Source organism: Mesorhizobium sp. BH1-1-5 (assembly GCF_020165615.1).
GTDB lineage: Bacteria > Pseudomonadota > Alphaproteobacteria > Rhizobiales > Rhizobiaceae > Mesorhizobium.
Genome location: NZ_JAIUIM010000021.1, coordinates 55,663 through 73,633, shown reverse-complemented (window position 1 = coordinate 73,633; position 17,971 = coordinate 55,663). Strand labels below are relative to the sequence as shown.

The following is a 17,971-nucleotide window of genomic DNA, read 5'->3' as shown; positions in this document are numbered from 1 at the left end:
GGCTGTATCAAACGCCATAGCGTTCGGTGCGGATCGGCCCCGCCGGAACGCCGGCGCCGATCAGCGCATCGGCGGCGGCCGAGACGAACGCATTCGAGCCGCAGACATAGGCGAGCCTTGGCGCCTTCGGCAGGCGCTTGATGGCCTGCGCCATCATGCGGGCGTCGACGCGACGGGAATAATCGGACGGTCGCCTCGCCGGTTCGCGCGTCAGCGTCAGCACCAGATCGAACCCGTCGCGACGATCGTCGAGGCCGATCAGCTCGTCACGAAAAATCACCTCATCCCAGACCCGCGCCGAGAACACCAGCGCGACGGGCACCGCGTTGTTGCGCAGCGTGCGATGGCGCACCATCGCCATCAGCGGCACGACGCCCGATCCGCCGCCGACCAGAAGGATCGGCCCGCCGTCGCTCTCCTCCCAGATGAAATGGCCGCCCAGCGGGCCGCGCAGCTCGATCTCGTCGCCGACGGCCGCCACGTCGTGGAAGAAGGGCGAGACCTCGCCGTCGTCGAGCCGCTCGATCGCGAGCTCAACGCCGCCGCCTGTCTCCGGCGCCGAAGCGATGGAATAGGAACGGCGCGCCTGATAGCCGTCCGGCGCCGTCAACCTGATGTCGACATGCTGCCCGGCCAGATGGGCGAAGGGCCGCGACGGCTGGAACCAGAAGCTGGTGACGCGCGGCGTGCGCTTTTCGATGCGGGTGATCGTGGCTGCCTGCCAGGGCGATTGCGGCGACGGCTCGGCGGTCATCGACTGCTGCCCACGGATCGCCCCTCACGGGTCACTGGAATAGCGCTGCTCGCGCCAGGGGTCGCCATACATGTGATAGCCGCGCAGCTCCCAGAAGCCCGGCTCGTCGCGCTCGGTGAACTGCAGCCCGTTCACCCATTTGGCCGATTTCCAGAAATAGAGATGCGGCACCAGCAGCCGCGCCGGCCCGCCATGATCCGATGTGATCGGCTTGCCCTCGTAGAGCAGCGCCACCATCGCCTTGCCGGTGACGAGGTCCTTGGTCGGCACATTGGTGGAATAGCCGTCGAAGGACAGCGCCAGCGTGTAGGCGGTCGGCGGCTCGATGCCGGCGTCGGCGAGGATGTCGTCGATCATCACGCCTTGCCATGGCGTGTTGAACTTGGTCCAGGCCGTGACGCAATGGATGTCGCGCGTCATCTTGCTTTGCGGCAAGGCGTTGAATTCGGCCCAGTTCCATTTCTTGAGCGGTTTTGGCCCCTGCTTGAGTGTGAAGGACCAATCCTCGGTGCGCACCCGTGGGGTCGGCCCTGCCGAGAGCACGGGAAAACCCTGCTCCAGATACTGGCCGGGCGGAATCCGCGCGTCGGTGTCGGAAGGTGGACGCCGTCCGGAAAAGAAACCACGCGTGACCATCAAGACGCCTCCTGCACCGGCAGAAACGATCGGCGCAGTGTTCTCGAAGATATCGCCATGGGCAACAGGAATCTCGGCGACCCGTCGAATAGCGGCGGGTCGCCGTGCATTGTCAGCCGGCGGCGAAGGGCACCGCTACGAATATCTGCGCATCACCGCGATCGATCAGCAACAGCACCGACTTCTTGCCGGACTTGCCTGCTTCGGCGATCGCCTGGTTGGCCTGCCTGGCCGTCTTCACCGGCATCTGGTCGACGCCGACGATGACATCGCCGGGCTGGATGCCGGCGACCGAAGCCGCCTTGTCCGGATTGACCCGCTCGACCACCGCGCCGCGCTGGTTGTCGGCAAGATTGAGCTGGTCGCGGATATCGGGCGTGAGATCGGTCAGGCCGAGGCCGAGCGAGGGGACGCGCAGTCCCTGTCCGGCCGACGGGCTGCCGCCTTCATTGCCGTTCGACGCGGTCTTCTGATCGTCGCTGTTGCGGCCGACATCGGCGGAAATCTGCATCGCCTTGCCCTTGCGCCAGACATCGACGGTTTCCTTGGCGCCCGGCGACACGTCGGCGACGGCGCGCGACAGATCCTTCGGATCCTTGATCTCCTGGCCGCCGAAGCCGGTGATGACGTCGCCGGTTTCAATACCAGCCTTGGCCGCCGGCGACCCGTCGGTGACCTGGGAAACCAGCGCGCCGGCCGGATGATCGAGGCCGATGGCGCTGGCGACATCCGGGGTGACCGGCTGGATCTGCACGCCGAGATAGCCGTATTCGATGTCGCCGCCCTTCATCAGCTTGGCGACGACCTTCTCAGCCTGGTCCGAGGGGATGGCGAAGCCGACGCCGACGCTGCCGCCATTGGGCGAATAGATGGCGGTGTTGATGCCGATGACATTGCCGTTGACGTCGACCAGCGGGCCGCCGGAATTGCCGTGGTTGATCGGCGCGTCGATCTGGATGAAGTCGTCGAACGGCCCGCTATGCAGGTCACGGCCGCGCGCCGAGACGATGCCGGCGGTGACGGTGGTGCCGATGCCGAACGGATTGCCGATCGCCAGCACCTGGTCGCCGGTCATCAGCTTGTTGGAATCGCCCCATTTGACGGTCGGCAGAGGCTTGTCGGCCTTGATCTTGAGCACCGCCAGGTCGTTCTTGGCGTCGTGGCCGACGAGCTTGGCGGGAAGCTCGGTGCCGTCGTCGAGCGTCACCTTGATCGAGCTTGCGCCGTCGATAACGTGATTGTTGGTGACGATGGTGCCGTCCGCGCCGACGATGAAGCCGGAGCCAAGCGCCTCGGCGCGCTGCCCCTGCCGCTGCGGCGGCGCTTTCGGCATCGGCATGCCCTGGTCGCCGAAGAACTGCTGGAAGAACTGGTCGAAAGGCGCATTGCCGCCCATCGGCGAACCCTCGTCCTCGGGCTGCGCCTTCATCACCGAAGTGATGGTGACAACGGCCGGCTTGGTGACGGCAATGATCGGCGCGAAGGAGCCGTTCGGGGCCGTGATGCCGGCGACGGGCGTCTGCGTGGTCGCGGCCACGGTGCTGAGGCCGGCATTGCTCTGTGCGAAGGAAACGACGACGGGCGAAATGATCAGCGCGGCGCCCAACAGGGCGGCGACGCGATGTCTGCGAAGAATGCTTGAGGGTGACATGGTCGTTCTGTCCGGGCGAGCGTTGATCCGGCGTCGCGGGCGCTCCCACGGGATCGTCCGTCGACGTGCCGATGACCGGATTTGCCTGTCTCGCCGTGCATGGCAGCCGGCCGTCTCGACAGACAAGCATCTAGGACGCCTAATTGCCGTAATTAGGGTTTTGAGGCGACCTTACGAAGATTTAATTCAGAGCGCGCTTACGAAGCGTTCCCGCCGGCGCAGATAAGACGATGCAATTTCGCGCATCCTGGCGCGGTCGAAACTTGGGCCGTGGCCGCCATGGCCGATGCGGATCGGCAGGTCGAGCAGGCGTTGCATGGTGCGGCAATAAGCGGTGCGATCGGAATCTTCCAGATCGTCGATCAGCATGCCGTCATAGATGGCGTCGCCGGCGAAGAAGAGGCCGTCGGCCTCGTCGAAAAGCGCGATCGAGTCCGGCGAGTGTCCCGGCAGATGCAGCACGCGGAATTTCCGGTCGCCGAGATCGACGATATCGCCCTCGTCGAGCGCGCGGGTCAGCGGCGCGGGCGAGATGCGGTAGTCAGCCGCCTTCCAATCCGGCGCCGGCAATTTCGTGACGGCGCCGTCGAGATTGTGGAACATGTAGGCGTAAGTGACGGCGTCATCCATGCCGTCGAACCGCGCCGCGCTCATCTTCGGCCCCATGCGCAGCGGGAATTCGTGCAGCGAGCCGACATGGTCGAGATGGATGTGGGTGGCGACGACGATGAGCGGCTTGCCGGCCGGCGTGTCGATCTGCGGCGCCAGCGGACAGATGCCCATGCCGGTGTCGACCAGCAGGTCGGCGTCGCGGCCCTTCAGGTGCCACATGTTGGCGCGCACGAAATCATGCACGAAAGGCTCGGTCAGCATCGTCGTGCGTTCGTCGATAACCGCCTTGCCGAACCAGTCGCCCACCTCAAGCTCGGGCATCGCGCCGCCCGCCATCAGACGAACGGCTTCCCGACCTCGTATTTTTCCGGCACCAGCCGCTTCAGATAGGCCATGCCGGCTTCCGAAAGCTGGTTTGCGTCCGGCTGCATGAAATCGTCGGGCATGTGGCGCGTCTTGCCGGCCACCGCCTTCAGCGGCACTTTCTTCAACACCGTCTTCGACCCGTCATACTGGATCGCGACCGAGCCGCCGCCTTCGCCGGCGACGGCGACCGCGAAGGCGCCGGCGTCGAAGGCCTCCTTGGCGTCGACGGCGCTGATCGCGCCGACATAGCCGCGCGGCATGTAGCCCAATGCATCGACCCGCGCGCGCTTGCCCGGCAGCCCTTCGGCGAGTGCCCGTTCAAGCGCCGCCGGCAGGTCGCTGCCCGACAGCTTGACGTTGCCGTGCTGGTCGCGCTCGAGCTTCTCCGGCGGCACCAGGCTTTCGACCAGCGCCTTGCCGTCGGCGGTGCTGACGCCTTCCGAGACGGCGACGATGCAGCGCTTGTGGCGATCCAGCTTTTCGCGCACTTCGTCGATGAAGCGCTTCGCCGAGAAGGCGCGCTCCGGCACGTAGACCAGATGCGGGCCGCTGTCGGGATCGAGCTGCCAGGCGGCCGCGGCGGCGGTGAGGAAGCCGGCATGCCGGCCCATGACGATGCCGACATAGATGCCGGGCAAAGCGCGGAAATCGAGATCGACCGAGAGGAAGGCGCCGGCGACGAATTCGGCCGCCGAGATGAAGCCCGGCGTGTGGTCGTTCTCCTCGAGGTCGTTGTCGATGGTTTTCGGCGCATGCACGAAGGCGATCGAGCCGCCGGCGGCATCGGTCAGGATCTGCTGGGTGCCCGAGGTGTCGTTGCCGCCGATATAGATGAAGGCGTCGGCAGCGGCCTTTTTCAGGCCGTTGAGGATGACCTCGCAATAGGCGGCGTCCGGCTTGTCTCGGGTCGAGCCAAGGGCTGCGCTCGGCGTGCCGGCGATCAGCCGCAGCCGGTCCTCGGGGATGGCGGAGAGATCGACATAATTGCCGTCGCGGATGCCGCGCACGCCATGGATCGAGCCCAGCACCTTGGCGCCGGGATGACGCTTACGGATTTCCAGCGTGGCGCCGACGACCGTCTGGTTGATGACGGCGGTCGGGCCACCGCCCTGCGCGATGACGAAGGTTCCAGCCATGCTTTTTCTCTCCCTAGAGCATGATGCCGAAAAGTGTGAAGCGGTTTTCGGACGACATCATGCTCTAATTCTTTGATTTAGAGACGGATTCAGATTTCAGGTCTGAATGGACCTGAAATCATCCGGCTCGAGGCGAAGGTTTTCATGGCACCTTCGCCTGTCTTGCGGCATCGCGCAACGGAAGAGTGGGCCGGCTGAGCGATCAGACCACGACGACCGGGTTCTTCTTGGAAACGCGGCTGTAGAGGTCGATGATGTCCTGGTTGATCAGGCGCACGCAGCCCGACGACATCGCCTGGCCGATGCTCCACCATTCGGGCGAGCCGTGGATGCGGTAGCCGGTGTCCTTGCCGTTCTGGTAGATGTAGAGCGCCCGGGCGCCGAGCGGATTGGTGAGGCCGCCGGGCTGGCCGCCCTGCCATTTCACCAGTTCGGGCTTGCGCTGGATCATTTCCGGCGGCGGCGTCCACACCGGCCATTCGCGGCCGTACTGGATGTTGGCGCGGCCCGACCAGCGGAAGCCGTCCTTGCCGATGCCGACGCCGTAGCGGATGGCATCGCCGCCCGACTGGACCAGATAGAGCATGCGTTCCTGCAGATGGACGACGATGGTGCCGGGCGCCTCGCCGGTCTTGTCGACGACGATCTGGCGGCGGAACTGCGGCTTGACCTTCTGCCACGGCACCTCCGGCACCTGGAAGCCGCCATCGGTGAGCGAGGCGTACATGACGTCGGGACCGGTGATGTTCTTGTCGACGCTGATCGCCGGGCGCATCGGTGGCACGGAACCGGTGACGGTGTTGTCGAGCTGCATTTGCGGCAGGTCGAGCGTGTCGGTGGTGCTGCAGCCGGCCATGCCAAGCAGCGCCATGGCGCCGGCGCCGGACAATACGGCGCGGCGGGAAAGCTGAATTTCAGTATCGATTGCGGCGCCGTTTGAAGGCGGCGTCAGACGTTGCGGCAACTCGCGCATGCACCAAACCCTACGCTGCCGGCGGGAAGCACGGTCCGGCCGGATCGCAGGCATTTTCGCCACTCATGGTTGAAAAAGGGTGAAAGACCGGAAGCGAGGCTTAACCCTAACGGATCGTTGCGGCAATCAATGGACCTGCGGCCCAGGCGTCGAAGATTTTTCCAACGGCCTCTTTACATTCCCGACGACCCCAGGATTTATCCTTTTCTTTGCGCTCAAGGAGCAGGGAAATGTCCTTCGAAAACTGGGCTGCCTTCGCCGCCGCCTCTTCCATCCTTCTCGTCATTCCAGGCCCAACGATCCTGCTGGTCGTCTCCTACGCGCTGGGACAGGGCTGGCGCACCGCACTGCCGATGGCGGCGGGCGTCGCGCTGGGCGACTTCACCGCCATGACGCTGTCGATGCTCGGCATCGGCGCGCTGCTCGCGGCGTCGGCCACGGTGTTCACCGTGCTAAAGGTGATCGGCGCCGGCTACCTCATCTATCTGGGTATAAAGCTGTTTCGCGCCGGCGGCGCGCTGAAGGCCGAACCGCGCACCGACGCGGTCTCGGCGGCTAGGATGATGGCGCATGCCTGGCTGGTGACGGCGCTCAACCCGAAGAGCATCACCTTCTTCGTCGCCTTCCTGCCGCAGTTCCTGGACCGGCACGCCGATTTCTGGACGCAGATGCTGATCTTCGAGACGACCTTCCTGACCTTGGCTTTCGCCAACGCGTTCGGCTACGCGCTGATTGCGTCCAGGGCCCGCGCGATCGTGCGCAACCCGAAGGCGATCCGCATCTTCAACCGCACCGGCGGCACGCTGCTGGTCGGCGCCGGCATCGCCACGGTGGCGATGCGGTCGGGGAACTGACATCGTCCCGCGCAAATGGTGAGGCTGGTCAGCCTCACCATTTTACACTGACGCCGAGATTGCCTTCCAGCACGCGCCGCTTGTCGCCGCCAAGGTTGGTGCTGTAGTCGGCAGTGGCGAAGACGCTGACCTTGTCGGTCATCTTGGCGACCACACCGCCGCCGAATTCGAAGGACGTTGACCGGCTTTCGGTCGAGATGTCGGTGCCCTCGAAATCGACGCGGTCGGTGCCGCCGAAATCGCGCCAGAGATTGGCCTTGAGATAAGGCTGCAGCGGCATCCCGTTGAGGACCGTCTCGCCTTGCAGCCTCAGTCCGATCCTGCCGGTGACGTTGTCGTCGGAATCGAACGATACCGAGGAGAACCGGTCCTTGGCATCGTCGAGCGACAGATGCTGCCAGACCAGTTGCGCCTGCGGCTCCAGCGTCCAGCCTTGTCCGAGCGCGACCGGATAGCCGCCTTCTAGCGATGCGGTGATCCCGGTTCCGCCGACATCGATGCCGATGTCGCGTGACGATGAGGCCGAGCCGCCGAAGAAGGTCGCCATCAGCACACCGTCCAGGTACCAGCCGGCCTTGCCTAGCCGTGTCCAGTAACCGCCGACGCTGGTGCCGGTAACATCGAGGCTGCCGACAGCGAGCCCATCCTGAGCCAGCGCCTGGCCACGCAGGTCGCCGTTCATGCTGCCATAGGCAAGGAACAGGCCGGCGCGGTCGACCGAGCCGGAGGCGGTTTCACGGCCGATGAGGTCGAAGCCGGCCTGAAGACCGAACAAGGTGCCGCCGAAGGAGGGCGAGACCGTTCCCGACCAGCCCATCTTGGCGTCCTGGCCGAAGATACGGCCCCAGACCGGCTGCAAATCGGCGTCTGACGACAACAGGCTCTGCTCGCCGCGGCGTTCGTGGAAGGTGCCGAGCGTCGCCATCGTCAGGTGTTCCGCGACCGGCGGCACGGCCGAATAGACCGGCACCTCGACTCGATAGAGCAGGATTTCCTGACCCGGCGCCGGCGTCGGCAGATCGGGTACGGCGGTCGGCACCGGGGGCGGCGGCGGCGGCGGATCAGCCGGCGGCGCCTCGGACGGAGCCGGCGGCGCCTCGGGTTCCGGATCGCTGACCTGCACAGGCTGCGTCGGATCGACCGGCGGATTGTTGATATCGCCATCGGTCGGCACCGGCACCGGCGGCAATTCGGACGGTGGCGGCGGCGCTTCGGTTTCCGGCGGCACGGGTTCCAGTGCAGGCGTGGGTTCGGACGCGGACGGAGCCGCGGCCGGCGATGTCGGCGTGATCAGTGCCGAGCGCAGGTACCAGTTCTCCGCACTGCCGGCGCCGGCGCCACCCTTGAATAGGTAGTATTCGAAGGCGCCGGCCGCGACCGGCGCATCGAGCGCGAAGGCGCTGGCGGTCGATGTGGCGCCGTTGACCGCCTGCACGACCATGATGCCGTCGGCCGTGGTCTCGGCACCGGCGCCGCCGTCATTGATCACCGCGATGCCGGTTGAGCCTGAGGCCGTGCCGCCGGACAGGACCAGCCTGTCGGAAGCGGAGGAATCATCGCCCAGCTCGGTCTGAAGGAGCAGCAGACCACCGAGCCCGGTATAGTTGCCGTTGATGGTCAGGCGATCGGTAGCGCCGGTGCTGCCATTGGTCAGGTCGATGCGGCCGGCATTGAAGACCTCGGCCAGTTGGCCGGATGTAAAGGCCTGGATCGAAGCGTTGAAGCCACCGCCATAAAGCGTGCTTGCCTGGTCGACGTTCAGCCTGCCGGTGCCCGTGCCGGAATCGCCGAGCGCGAGATTGCCGTCCAGCGTCAATTCGGTGTCGTTGGTGGCGTTGATTGTCTCCCAGTTCTGGACCCTGGCGATGCCGTCGAGCTTTACGTTGTCGAAGGTGAGCGTGTCGGTACCGAGGCCACCGTTGAGCGCGTCGGCGCCGCCGAGATTGGCCTTGGTGAGGTTGCTGAGCTTGGCGGTGTCGTTGTCGGCGCCGAGATCGACGCTGCCGTAGATGATGCCGCCGCCGTCCCAGACGAAATTGTCGGAGCCAAAACTCATCAGCACGTCGCCGCCGACGGTGCCGCCGGTGACCGTGACACTGTCGTCGCCGCCGCTGACGCTGATGTTGCCGCCGATGGTGCCGCCGGAGAGAATGATCGTGTCCTGGTCGAAACCGGTGACGAGGTTGCGGTCGATGATGCCGCCCGACATGTTGAAATAGTTCTTGTCGAGCTTCATGTTGACCCGACCGATGCGGCCGCCGGTCATCACGGCACGATCGCCATCGTCGAAGAAATCGACGATGCGCCCGCCGCTCATGGTGAAGGTGTCGAGCCCGTCGCCCTGGTTGAGCGAGCCGATCTGGCCGCCGCTCATGTTGAAATCGTCGATGCCGGCGCCCTGCTGGACATTGCCGGTGACGGTGCCGGACTGGATGTCGACACGGTCGGCACCAGGGCCGAAAGTGACATTGCCGCTGATCTGGCCGGTGCCGCCGGCCGGGAAGGTCAGCGTGTTGTCGCCGCCGGTATCGGTAAGGCTGCCGCCCGAATCGCCACTGTCGCAAACGAAAGTGTCGTTGCCGGGGGTGGGAGCAAATACGCATGCCGCGAAGGCTTCGGAGCCGGGTAGAAACGTCAGTGCAGTCGAGGCGAAGAGGCCAATCATCCAAGGATGATCCAGGCCCCTCATCTGTCGATCAGCATTTGCTGATATAATTTTATCTTCCGAGAATAGTCTCGGGAGAGAATTTCCAAAGCGCCGCATCGCGTCCTCGCAATTCGCGATTTAAGCCGCCCCGTCCCTGCCGCAATGAAGACATAATTCGTCTCGGTTTTCAAAGCCTATTCTGTGTCCTATGGTTGATGAACTGCGATATCGGGCGGATAGACCTGAGTATTGATTGATCCAGGCGGCCGTTGGCACGCTCCGCGCCGATGCTTTAGGATCGCGCTCCGAACAACAAATTCACTATCGTCGAAGGACACCCAATGGCGCTGAAGGACGCATTCGGCCTGACTTATTCGGGCGCGACCGAAGCCGGGTTTTCGTCCTACGCCCGCGCCGTGCATGAATTGCAATGCTTCATCGGCGACCCGGTCCGCTCCATCGACCGCGCCATTGCCGACGACCCGGCCTTCGTCATGGCGCATGTCTTCAAGGGCTACCTGTTCGGCCTTGCCACCGAGCGGGACGCGATGGCCGTCGTGCAATCCTGTCATACGGCGGCGCAGTCGCTTGCCGGCACCACGCGCGAGCAGGCGCATGTCGCGGCGCTCGGCCATCTCGCCGAAGGGCGATGGCATGAGGCCGCACGCATCCTCGAGGACATCACGATCGACAGTCCGCACGATGCGCTGGCGTTGCAGGTCGGGCACCAGATCGATTTCTTCACCGGCAATGCCCGCATGCTGCGCGACCGCATCGGCCGGGCGCTGCCGGCTTGGCAGAAAGGCATGCCGGGCTACCACGCCATTCTCGGCATGCAGGCCTTCGGGCTGGAAGAAATGGGCGATTACGCCCGTGCCGAATCCCTGGGCCGGCAGGCCGTCGAGATCGAACCGCGCGACGGTTGGGCGCAGCATGCGGTCGCGCATGTCATGGAAATGCAAAGCCGGCAAAGAGACGGCATCGCCTGGATGCGCGCCAATCCGGATGCATGGACGAAGGAGAGCTTCCTCCAGATTCACAATTGGTGGCATCTGGCGCTGTTCCACTATGACCTCGGCGAGACGAGCGAGGTGCTCCGGCTCTATGACGGGCCGATCTATGGCGACCGCTCGACACTGGCGCTCAACATGGTCGATGCCTCGGCGATCCTGTGGCGCCTCACTCTCGGCTGCGTCGATGTCAGCGACCGCTGGGCGACACTTGCCGCCAACTGGATGCCGAAAGCCGCCGCCGGCAATTATGCCTTCAACGACGCGCATGCGATGATGGCCTTTGTCGGCGCGGGGCTGGAGGCGCCGGCGCAGACGCTGCTCGAGGCGCAGCGCGAGGCGATGCGCGGCAGCGACGACAATGCCGCCTTCACGCGCGATGTCGGGCATCCGCTGACGCTTGCGATCAAGGCGTTTGGCGAGGGCAATCACCACGAGGCCGCGCGACTGATCCGGCCGATCCGCTCGATCGCGCACCGCTTCGGCGGCAGCCATGCGCAGCGCGACGTGATCGACCTGACGCTGATCGAGGCCGCGTTGCGCGCCGGCGAGACGGCGCTGGCGCGGGCGTTGACCGCCGAACGGCAACTCGCCCGGCCCGATAGCCCGCTGTCGGCGCTGTTCTCGCGGCGCGCAGCCGATTTGTCTGAGAATTGACCCGAAGCGGATCTTGTCTTAAAAGCTGGCCGAGCCAGATTTTTTCGAGACCCGAAAAAATTAATGGCAATGGGAGGAAATCATGTATCTCGGCCTCGACCTGGGCACATCGGGCGTCAAGGCGCTGCTGATTGACGATGGCCAGAAGGTCATCGGCTCCGGCCACGGATCGCTCGACGTCTCGCGGCCGCATCCCGGCTGGTCGGAACAGGATCCGGCGTATTGGATCGAAGCCTGCGAGGCGGCGGTTGCCGAGCTCAAGGCTTCGCATCCGAAGGAACTCGCGGCGGTCAAGGGCATCGGCCTGTCCGGCCAGATGCATGGCGCCACGCTGCTCGATGCCTCGGACAAGGTGCTGCGCCCGTGCATCCTGTGGAACGACACGCGCAGCCATGTCGAAGCGGCTGCGCTCGACGCCGATCCGCGCTTCCGCAAGCTCACCGGCAACATCGTCTTCCCGGGCTTCACCGCCCCGAAGCTTGCCTGGGTGAAAGAACACGAAGCCGGGATCTTCGCCGCCGTCGCCAAGGTGCTGCTCCCCAAGGATTACCTGCGGCTCTGGCTGACTGGCGAGCACATTTCCGAAATGTCGGATTCGGCAGGTACCGCATGGCTCGATGTCGGCAAGCGGCGCTGGTCGCCGGAACTGCTGGCGGCGACCTCGCTCGACGAGAAGCACATGCCGTCGCTGGTCGAAGGCACCGCGAAGGCCGGCGGATTGCGCGGCGAGCTCGCGGCGAAATGGGGCATCGCGGCGGGTATCCCGATTGCCGGCGGCGCCGGCGACAACGCGGCCTCGGCCTGCGGCATGGGCACGGTCGGCGCCGGGCACGCCTTCGTCTCGCTTGGGACGTCGGGCGTGCTGTTCGCGGCCAACGCCTCTTACCTGCCCAATCCGGAAAGCGCGGTACATACTTTCTGCCATGCGCTGCCCGACACCTGGCATCAGATGGGCGTGATCCTGTCGGCCACCGATTCGCTCAACTGGCTGTCGGAAATCACCGGTAAGAGCGCCGGCGACCTGACCGGCGAGCTCGGCGATGCGCTGAGGGCGCCGACGGGCGTCACCTTCCTGCCCTATCTTTCGGGCGAGCGGACGCCACACAATGACTCCGCCATTCGCGGCTCCTTCACCGGGCTGGCGCATGAATCGAGCCGGGCCGTGCTGACGCAGGCGGTGCTGGAGGGCGTCGCCTTCGCTTTCCGCGACAGTCTCGAGGCGCTGAAGAAGGCCGGCACGACGCTGAACCGGGTGACCGCGATCGGCGGCGGCTCGCGCTCGCGCTACTGGCTGAAGGCAATCGCCACCGCGCTGCAGATGCCGGTCGATATTCCCGCCGACGGCGATTTCGGCGCCGCGTTCGGGGCGGCAAGGCTTGGGTTGATCGCCGCGACCGGCGCCGATCCGCTTGCCGTCTGCACCGCGCCGGCGACGGATGCGACGGTTGAGCCGGATGCCGGGCTTGGTGGGACTTATGCCGATGCCTATCAAAGGTATCGTGCGCTTTATCCGGCGATCCGGGCTGTGACTGCGTGAGTATGCGCGGGGCCCCCCTCTCTGCCCTGCCGGGCATCTCCCCCTCAAAGGGGGAGATTGGCAGTTGGGGCGCTGGCTCTTTTCTTTCGGCGTCGGTGGTTGGCGAAGGTCCGCGTGACGATCGATCTCCCCCCTTGAGGGGGAGATGGCCGGCAGGCCAGAGAGGGGGGCCTCGCGCCTCCCTTACCCAGCAACCCTCACTGCGCCGGCACCTTGTCGAGGAAGCCCGTGACGCTCTTCAGGCGGCCATCCTCGATAACGCCGATGTCGGTGCCCTCGATGACGGACTCGACACCTTCGGGTCCGAGGTTCCACGAGAAACGGATCTTGTCGGCGAAGCCGTCCGGCTCACCCTTCAGCGAGAAGCGGAAGCCGGCGAAACGCTGCTGGACGCCTTCGATAAGTGCTGCGACGCCGGCATGGCCGTCGCCCTGCATGACCGGGTCGCGATAGCTGACGTCGCTGGTAAAGGCCGCTTCGAGCAGGGACTTGCGGCGAGCCGCATCGCTCTCGTTCCAGGCGGCGATGTAGTTGCGGGCGATGGTGTTGAGGTCGGTCATTGTCATGTTCCTTCGTTGGATCGTTTCGACATGACCGTTTTGATCGCGCAAAAGAGCGAAACCAATTACGCCTGAGGTAATCGGGCGAATGCACTCGGAGAGGAAGGAAACCATGAGCAGCGGATTTTTCGGCGACATCAAGACGATCAAATATGAGGGGCCGGATTCGACCAATCCGCTGGCCTACCGCTTCTACAACCCGGACGAGGTCGTGGCCGGCAAGCGGTTGGAAGACCATCTGCGCTTCGCCGTCGCCTATTGGCATTCCTTCGCATGGCCGGGCGGCGACCCGTTCGGCGGCCAGACCTTCGATCGGCCGTGGTTCGCCAAGCCGGGCGGCGTCGACACGATGGAACTGGCCAGGCTCAAGGCCGACGTCGCCTTCGAGATGTTCTCGCTGCTCGGCGCGCCCTATTTCTGCTTCCACGACGCCGATGTGCGTCCGGAGGGCAAGGATTTCTCGGAGAGCGCCGCGCGCCTCGACGAGATCACCGACTATTTCGCCGACAAGATGAAAAAGACCGGCGTCAAGCTGCTCTGGGGAACAGCGAACCTGTTCTCGCACCGCCGCTTCATGTCGGGCGCCGCAACCAATCCCGATCCGGACGTGTTCGCCTATGCGGCGGCGACAGTGAAGAAGTGCATCGACGTCACCAAGAAGCTGAAGGGCGAGAATTATGTGCTGTGGGGCGGGCGCGAGGGCTACGAGACGCTGCTCAACACCGACCTCGCCCGCGAGCAGGAGCAGGCCGGCCGCTTCCTCAACCTCGTCGTCGACTACAAGCACAGAATAGGCTTCAAGGGCACGATCCTGATCGAGCCGAAGCCACAGGAGCCGACCAAGCATCAGTACGACTATGACGTCGCCACGGTGTACGGCTTCCTCAAGCGCTTCGGGCTGGAGAACGAAGTAAAACTTAACATCGAGCAGGGCCACGCGATCCTGGCCGGCCATTCCTTCGAGCACGAGTTGGCCCTGGCCAACGCGCTGGGCGTCTTCGGTTCGATCGACATGAACCGCAACGACTATCAGTCGGGCTGGGACACCGACCAGTTCCCCAACAACGTGCCGGAAATGGCGCTGGCCTATTACCAGGTCCTGCAGGGCGGTGGCTTCAAGACCGGCGGCACCAATTTCGACGCCAAGCTCAGGCGCCAGTCACTCGACCCGGACGATCTCCTGATCGGCCATATCGGCGGCATGGACGCCTGCGCTCGCGGCCTGAAGGCCGCGGCCAAGATGATCGAGGACAAGGCGCTGTCCGGTCCGCTCGCCGAACGCTATGCCGGCTGGAACACGGCCGAAGGCAAGGCGATGCTGTCGGGCAAGCGCTCGCTGGAGGAGATCGCCGAGCGCGTGGTCAAGAAGAAGATCGAGCCGCAGCCGCGTTCCGGCCGCCAGGAGTTGCTGGAAAACATCGTAAACCGCTACGTTTAGAGCGGGTCCGGCCCTGCATTCGCCGCGCGTGGCCGCATAGCCACCGCGGCCCGCCTCTGCTGGTCGGCGTTGCGCAGGTGAGCCGAGACGATGATGGAAGCAAGCGAGAATCGGCTTGCCGCAGATCAACCTTGGCTGACAAAACTTTGCCCCGCGATGCCCCTCAATGACCTCGTTCTTGCCTTCAAACAGCCGTCACGGAACTCGTATAAACGAGGCTCCTGTGGCGGGTGAAGAAGAAGGAGGCGAACCGATATGCAGCACGAACGCGAAATCGACGCCCTGCTCTCGTCCGGCGAAGCCGGATCGATCATCGACCGGCTGATGGCGTTGCCGCGGCCGACCGACGACGTGAAGACCGAATGGGACCGCGCCGTCAGCAACCGCTTTGAAATCCGTCTGGCGAGACAGATGCGCTCGCAGATGGGCAGCGCCGGCGAGCGCAAGAGCGCAGCCTGACCCTACCCCCGGCGAAGCCTGACCGGCGCCTCGCCGAACGCTCTTGAAAATGCCCTGGAAAATGCCGCGGCGGACGAAAAGCCTGTCCGCCCGGCAATATCCGCCATGGCGATGCGCGTGTCGACCACCAGGCGACGGGCGGCGCTGAGGCGCAGCCTCAAATAGTAGGCGCCGGGCGTCTCGCCGATCGATTTGCGAAAAATGCTTTCCAGCGTCCTTGCCGTGACACCGGCGCGTTTTGCCACGGCGTCGATGGTGAGCGGCTGGTCGACATGCGCTTCCATCAGCCGGATCGCCTGGGCAAGCCTTGGATCGTAGCCGTCGAGGCGGCCGAGCGAGACCAGCGGCTGCGCGTCGGTCGCCGCACGGGCCTGGTCGTAGATGAAGACGCTCGCCACATCGAGCGCCGCCGCCATGCCGAGCCTGGTGCGGACGAGATGCAGCATCAAGTCGAAGGTCGGCGAGGCACCGCCCGAGGTGAAGACCGGCCCGTCGATGACATAGCGGTCCGGCCGCACATCGACGCCGGGAAAGGCGGTCGAAAAATCCTCCATGTCCTCCCAATGCGTGGTGGCGCTGCGGCTCTCGAGCAGGCCGGCGCGCGCCACCAGCCAGGTGCCCGCCTCGACCCCGCCGCAGGCGCGGGCCGCACGCGCCGCGCGGCGAAGGCCGGCAAGCAGCGCCGACGTGGCGTAGTTCTGGGTGCCGAAGCCGGCGACGACGACCAGCATGTCCGTCGGTTCGGCGGCATCGAAGCGGCCGCTGACCGCCACAGGCAAGCCGCAGGTGGTGACCGGCGCCTCGCCGGTGACCGAGACCAGCTTGAAGTCGAACAATGTCTCGCCGGAAATGCGGTTGGCCGCGCGCAGCGGGTCAACGGCGGAGGCGACGCACATGATCGACGAGCCCGAGAACACCAGGAACGTCACCTTGAGTGTTTCGCGTTCGGATCGAAAGATCGTCGGTTTTTCGCTTTTGATCATGAGGTCTTCGTAAAACGCAAAACAGTTTCCGGCAAGTCGGGCATTCTTGATGAATTCCCGTGCATGCCGTGCCGTTGTCGGCTCCCGCTTCTGGGTGGCATGCGTGGCTGATCGAATCTGGGAGGATCAAGATGCCGCTTGCGATGAACCGCGAGGTTTTCATTACCTGTGCCGTGACCGGTTCCGGCGGCACGCAGGACCGCAGCCCGCATGTGCCGCGCTCGCCCAAGCAGATCGCCGATTCGGCGATCGACGCCGCCAAGGCGGGTGCGGCGATCGTCCACTGCCATGTGCGCGACCCCGAGACCGGTAAGCCCAGGCGCGACGTGCACCTCTACCGCGAAGTGACCGAGCGCATCCGCGACGCGAACGTCGACGTCGTGCTCAACCTCACCGCCGGCATGGGCGGCGACATGGTGTTCGGCTCGACCGAGGCACCGCTGCCGCTCAATGAAAAAGGCACCGACATGGGCGGCGCGACCAACCGCATGGAGCATGTGCGCCAGTGCCTGCCGGAGATCTGCACGCTGGATTGCGGCACGATGAACTTCAACGAGGCCGATTACGTGATGACCAACACGCCCGGCATGCTGCGCGCCATGGGCGGCATGATGACGGCGCTGGGCGTCAAGCCCGAGATCGAAGCCTTCGACACCGGTCATCTGTGGTTCGCCAAGCAACTCGTCGAGGAAAAGGTGCTCAACGCCGACGCGCTGGTGCAGCTCTGCATGGGCGTGCCGTGGGGCGCGCCGGACGACCTCAACACCTTCATGGCGATGGTCAACAACGTGCCCTCGACCTGGAACTGGTCGGCCTTCGCCATCGGCCGCAACCAGATGGCCTATGCCGCGGCGGCGGTGCTTGCCGGCGGCAATGTCCGCGTCGGCCTGGAAGACAATCTGTGGCTCGACAAGGGCGTGCTGGCGACCAATGCGCAGCTCGTCGAACGCGCTGCGAGCATCGTCACCAATCTCGGCGCCAGGATCCTCGGGCCGGAGGAAGTGCGCAAGAAGCTCAACCTCACCAAGCGGGCGCCGATCGCAGCGGCGGCGTAAGGCGGGCGTTGGTCATGGCTGATACCGTCAAGTTCACCGCGATGAAGGACGGCGACAGGGAAGACTACGAATTCCTGACCGCCCATGAGATCGACTATGCCGCCAAGACCGGCGACCGGCTGCTCGATGCGCTCGTGCAGCTTGACGAGGGTCTTTCCGGCTACAAGATCACCCGGCTCGGCCATTCGCTGCAGGCGGCGACGCGCGCCTGGCGCGATGGTGCCGACACCGATTGGATCGTCTGCGCCCTGCTGCACGACATCGGCGACATTTACGCGCCCTACAATCACGACGAATATGCGGCTGCGATCCTGAAGCCTTTCGTGCGCCAGCAATGCACCTGGGTGGTGGAAAAGCACGGCGACTTCCAGCGCCTCTATTACGCGCATCACGTTGGTGGCAACCGGCATGCGCGCGAGCGCTTTGCCGGCCACCTCTATTTCGACGATTGCGACCAGTTCTGCGAGCGCTGGGACCAGTCGAGCTTCGATCCCGACTACGAGACGCGGCCGGTCGAGTTCTTCCGGCCCTTCGTGCTCGAAGTCTTCGCCCGCAAGGCCTATGACCCGGCGGTGATCCGCGCCGGCGAGCGCGTGGCCCTCACCAACCCCGATACAGCCAAGACGAGAACCGGAGCCTGACA

Annotated in this window: 16 protein-coding genes; 7 read left to right on the top strand and 9 right to left on the bottom strand. The window is 65.1% G+C overall.

The genetic code is table 11. The features are described 5' to 3' along the window. Positions 1-7 precede the first annotated feature (7 nt). From LB572_RS24975 to LB572_RS24950, 6 genes are all read right to left on the bottom strand, one after another. Complete coding sequence (locus tag LB572_RS24975) at positions 8-754, bottom strand: ferredoxin reductase (RefSeq protein WP_224669603.1); 747 nt, start codon at positions 752-754, stop codon at positions 8-10. A 24-nt stretch (positions 755-778) separates the two neighbouring features. After that, positions 779-1,390, bottom strand: a complete 612-nt coding sequence (locus LB572_RS24970; protein WP_140806995.1) for a sulfite oxidase-like oxidoreductase — start codon at positions 1,388-1,390, stop codon at positions 779-781. Between the two features lie 112 nt (positions 1,391-1,502). Next, positions 1,503-3,041: a DegQ family serine endoprotease gene (locus LB572_RS24965; RefSeq protein WP_224669602.1), complete on the bottom strand. Its 1,539-nt coding sequence runs from the start codon at positions 3,039-3,041 to the stop codon at positions 1,503-1,505. A gap of 186 nt (positions 3,042-3,227) precedes the next feature. Beyond that, positions 3,228-3,989 (bottom strand): MBL fold metallo-hydrolase, encoded by a 762-nt coding sequence (locus LB572_RS24960; protein ID WP_224669601.1) that lies wholly within the window; start codon positions 3,987-3,989, stop codon positions 3,228-3,230. Then, complete coding sequence (locus LB572_RS24955) at positions 3,989-5,155, bottom strand: diphosphate--fructose-6-phosphate 1-phosphotransferase (RefSeq protein WP_224669600.1); 1,167 nt, start codon at positions 5,153-5,155, stop codon at positions 3,989-3,991. The genes LB572_RS24960 and LB572_RS24955 overlap by 1 nt, the downstream gene beginning before the upstream one ends. A 202-nt stretch (positions 5,156-5,357) precedes the next feature. Beyond that, a complete protein-coding gene (locus tag LB572_RS24950; RefSeq protein ID WP_224669643.1) occupies positions 5,358-6,026 on the bottom strand; it encodes a L,D-transpeptidase in 669 nt (222 codons plus the stop codon). 332 nt (positions 6,027-6,358) lie between these two features. Here LB572_RS24950 and LB572_RS24945 point away from each other — a divergent pair, with 332 nt between their 5' ends. Next, positions 6,359-6,982 carry a LysE family translocator gene (locus LB572_RS24945; RefSeq protein WP_224669599.1) on the top strand — a complete coding sequence of 208 codons (624 nt, stop codon included), beginning with the start codon at positions 6,359-6,361 and terminating at the stop codon, positions 6,980-6,982. A gap of 34 nt (positions 6,983-7,016) precedes the next feature. Here the strand turns inward: LB572_RS24945 and LB572_RS24940 are convergent, their stop codons facing one another. Beyond that, positions 7,017-9,647, bottom strand: coding sequence for an autotransporter outer membrane beta-barrel domain-containing protein (locus tag LB572_RS24940; protein ID WP_224669598.1), 2,631 nt, complete (start codon positions 9,645-9,647; stop codon positions 7,017-7,019). A gap of 323 nt (positions 9,648-9,970) precedes the next feature. Between LB572_RS24940 and LB572_RS24935 the strand changes: the two genes are divergently transcribed. Next, complete coding sequence (locus LB572_RS24935) at positions 9,971-11,296, top strand: tetratricopeptide repeat protein (protein WP_224669597.1); 1,326 nt, start codon at positions 9,971-9,973, stop codon at positions 11,294-11,296. An 82-nt stretch (positions 11,297-11,378) separates the two neighbouring features. Then, a complete protein-coding gene (gene xylB / locus LB572_RS24930) occupies positions 11,379-12,833 on the top strand; it encodes a xylulokinase (RefSeq protein ID WP_224669596.1) in 1,455 nt (484 codons plus the stop codon). Positions 12,834-13,030: 197 nt separating this feature from the next. On the opposite strand, the gene LB572_RS24925 is transcribed toward xylB, so the two are convergent. After that, positions 13,031-13,393, bottom strand: coding sequence for a nuclear transport factor 2 family protein (locus LB572_RS24925; RefSeq protein WP_140804724.1), 363 nt, complete (start codon positions 13,391-13,393; stop codon positions 13,031-13,033). Between the two features lie 112 nt (positions 13,394-13,505). Here LB572_RS24925 and xylA point away from each other — a divergent pair, with 112 nt between their 5' ends. Together xylA and LB572_RS24915 are read left to right on the top strand one after the other, a co-directional pair. Next, positions 13,506-14,831 (top strand): xylose isomerase, encoded by a 1,326-nt coding sequence (xylA, locus tag LB572_RS24920; RefSeq protein ID WP_140804722.1) that lies wholly within the window; start codon positions 13,506-13,508, stop codon positions 14,829-14,831. Positions 14,832-15,086: 255 nt separating this feature from the next. Then, complete coding sequence (locus LB572_RS24915; protein WP_140804720.1) at positions 15,087-15,290, top strand: hypothetical protein; 204 nt, start codon at positions 15,087-15,089, stop codon at positions 15,288-15,290. Positions 15,291-15,292: 2 nt separating this feature from the next. Here the strand turns inward: LB572_RS24915 and LB572_RS24910 are convergent, their stop codons facing one another. Then, positions 15,293-16,273 carry a GlxA family transcriptional regulator gene (locus tag LB572_RS24910; RefSeq protein ID WP_224669595.1) on the bottom strand — a complete coding sequence of 327 codons (981 nt, stop codon included), beginning with the start codon at positions 16,271-16,273 and terminating at the stop codon, positions 15,293-15,295. A 131-nt stretch (positions 16,274-16,404) separates the two neighbouring features. Here LB572_RS24910 and LB572_RS24905 point away from each other — a divergent pair, with 131 nt between their 5' ends. Next, a complete protein-coding gene (locus LB572_RS24905) occupies positions 16,405-17,328 on the top strand; it encodes a 3-keto-5-aminohexanoate cleavage protein (RefSeq protein ID WP_140804716.1) in 924 nt (307 codons plus the stop codon). Between the two features lie 14 nt (positions 17,329-17,342). Continuing rightward, positions 17,343-17,969, top strand: a complete 627-nt coding sequence (locus tag LB572_RS24900) for an HD domain-containing protein (RefSeq protein WP_140804714.1) — start codon at positions 17,343-17,345, stop codon at positions 17,967-17,969. The last annotated feature ends 2 nt before the right edge of the window (positions 17,970-17,971 follow it).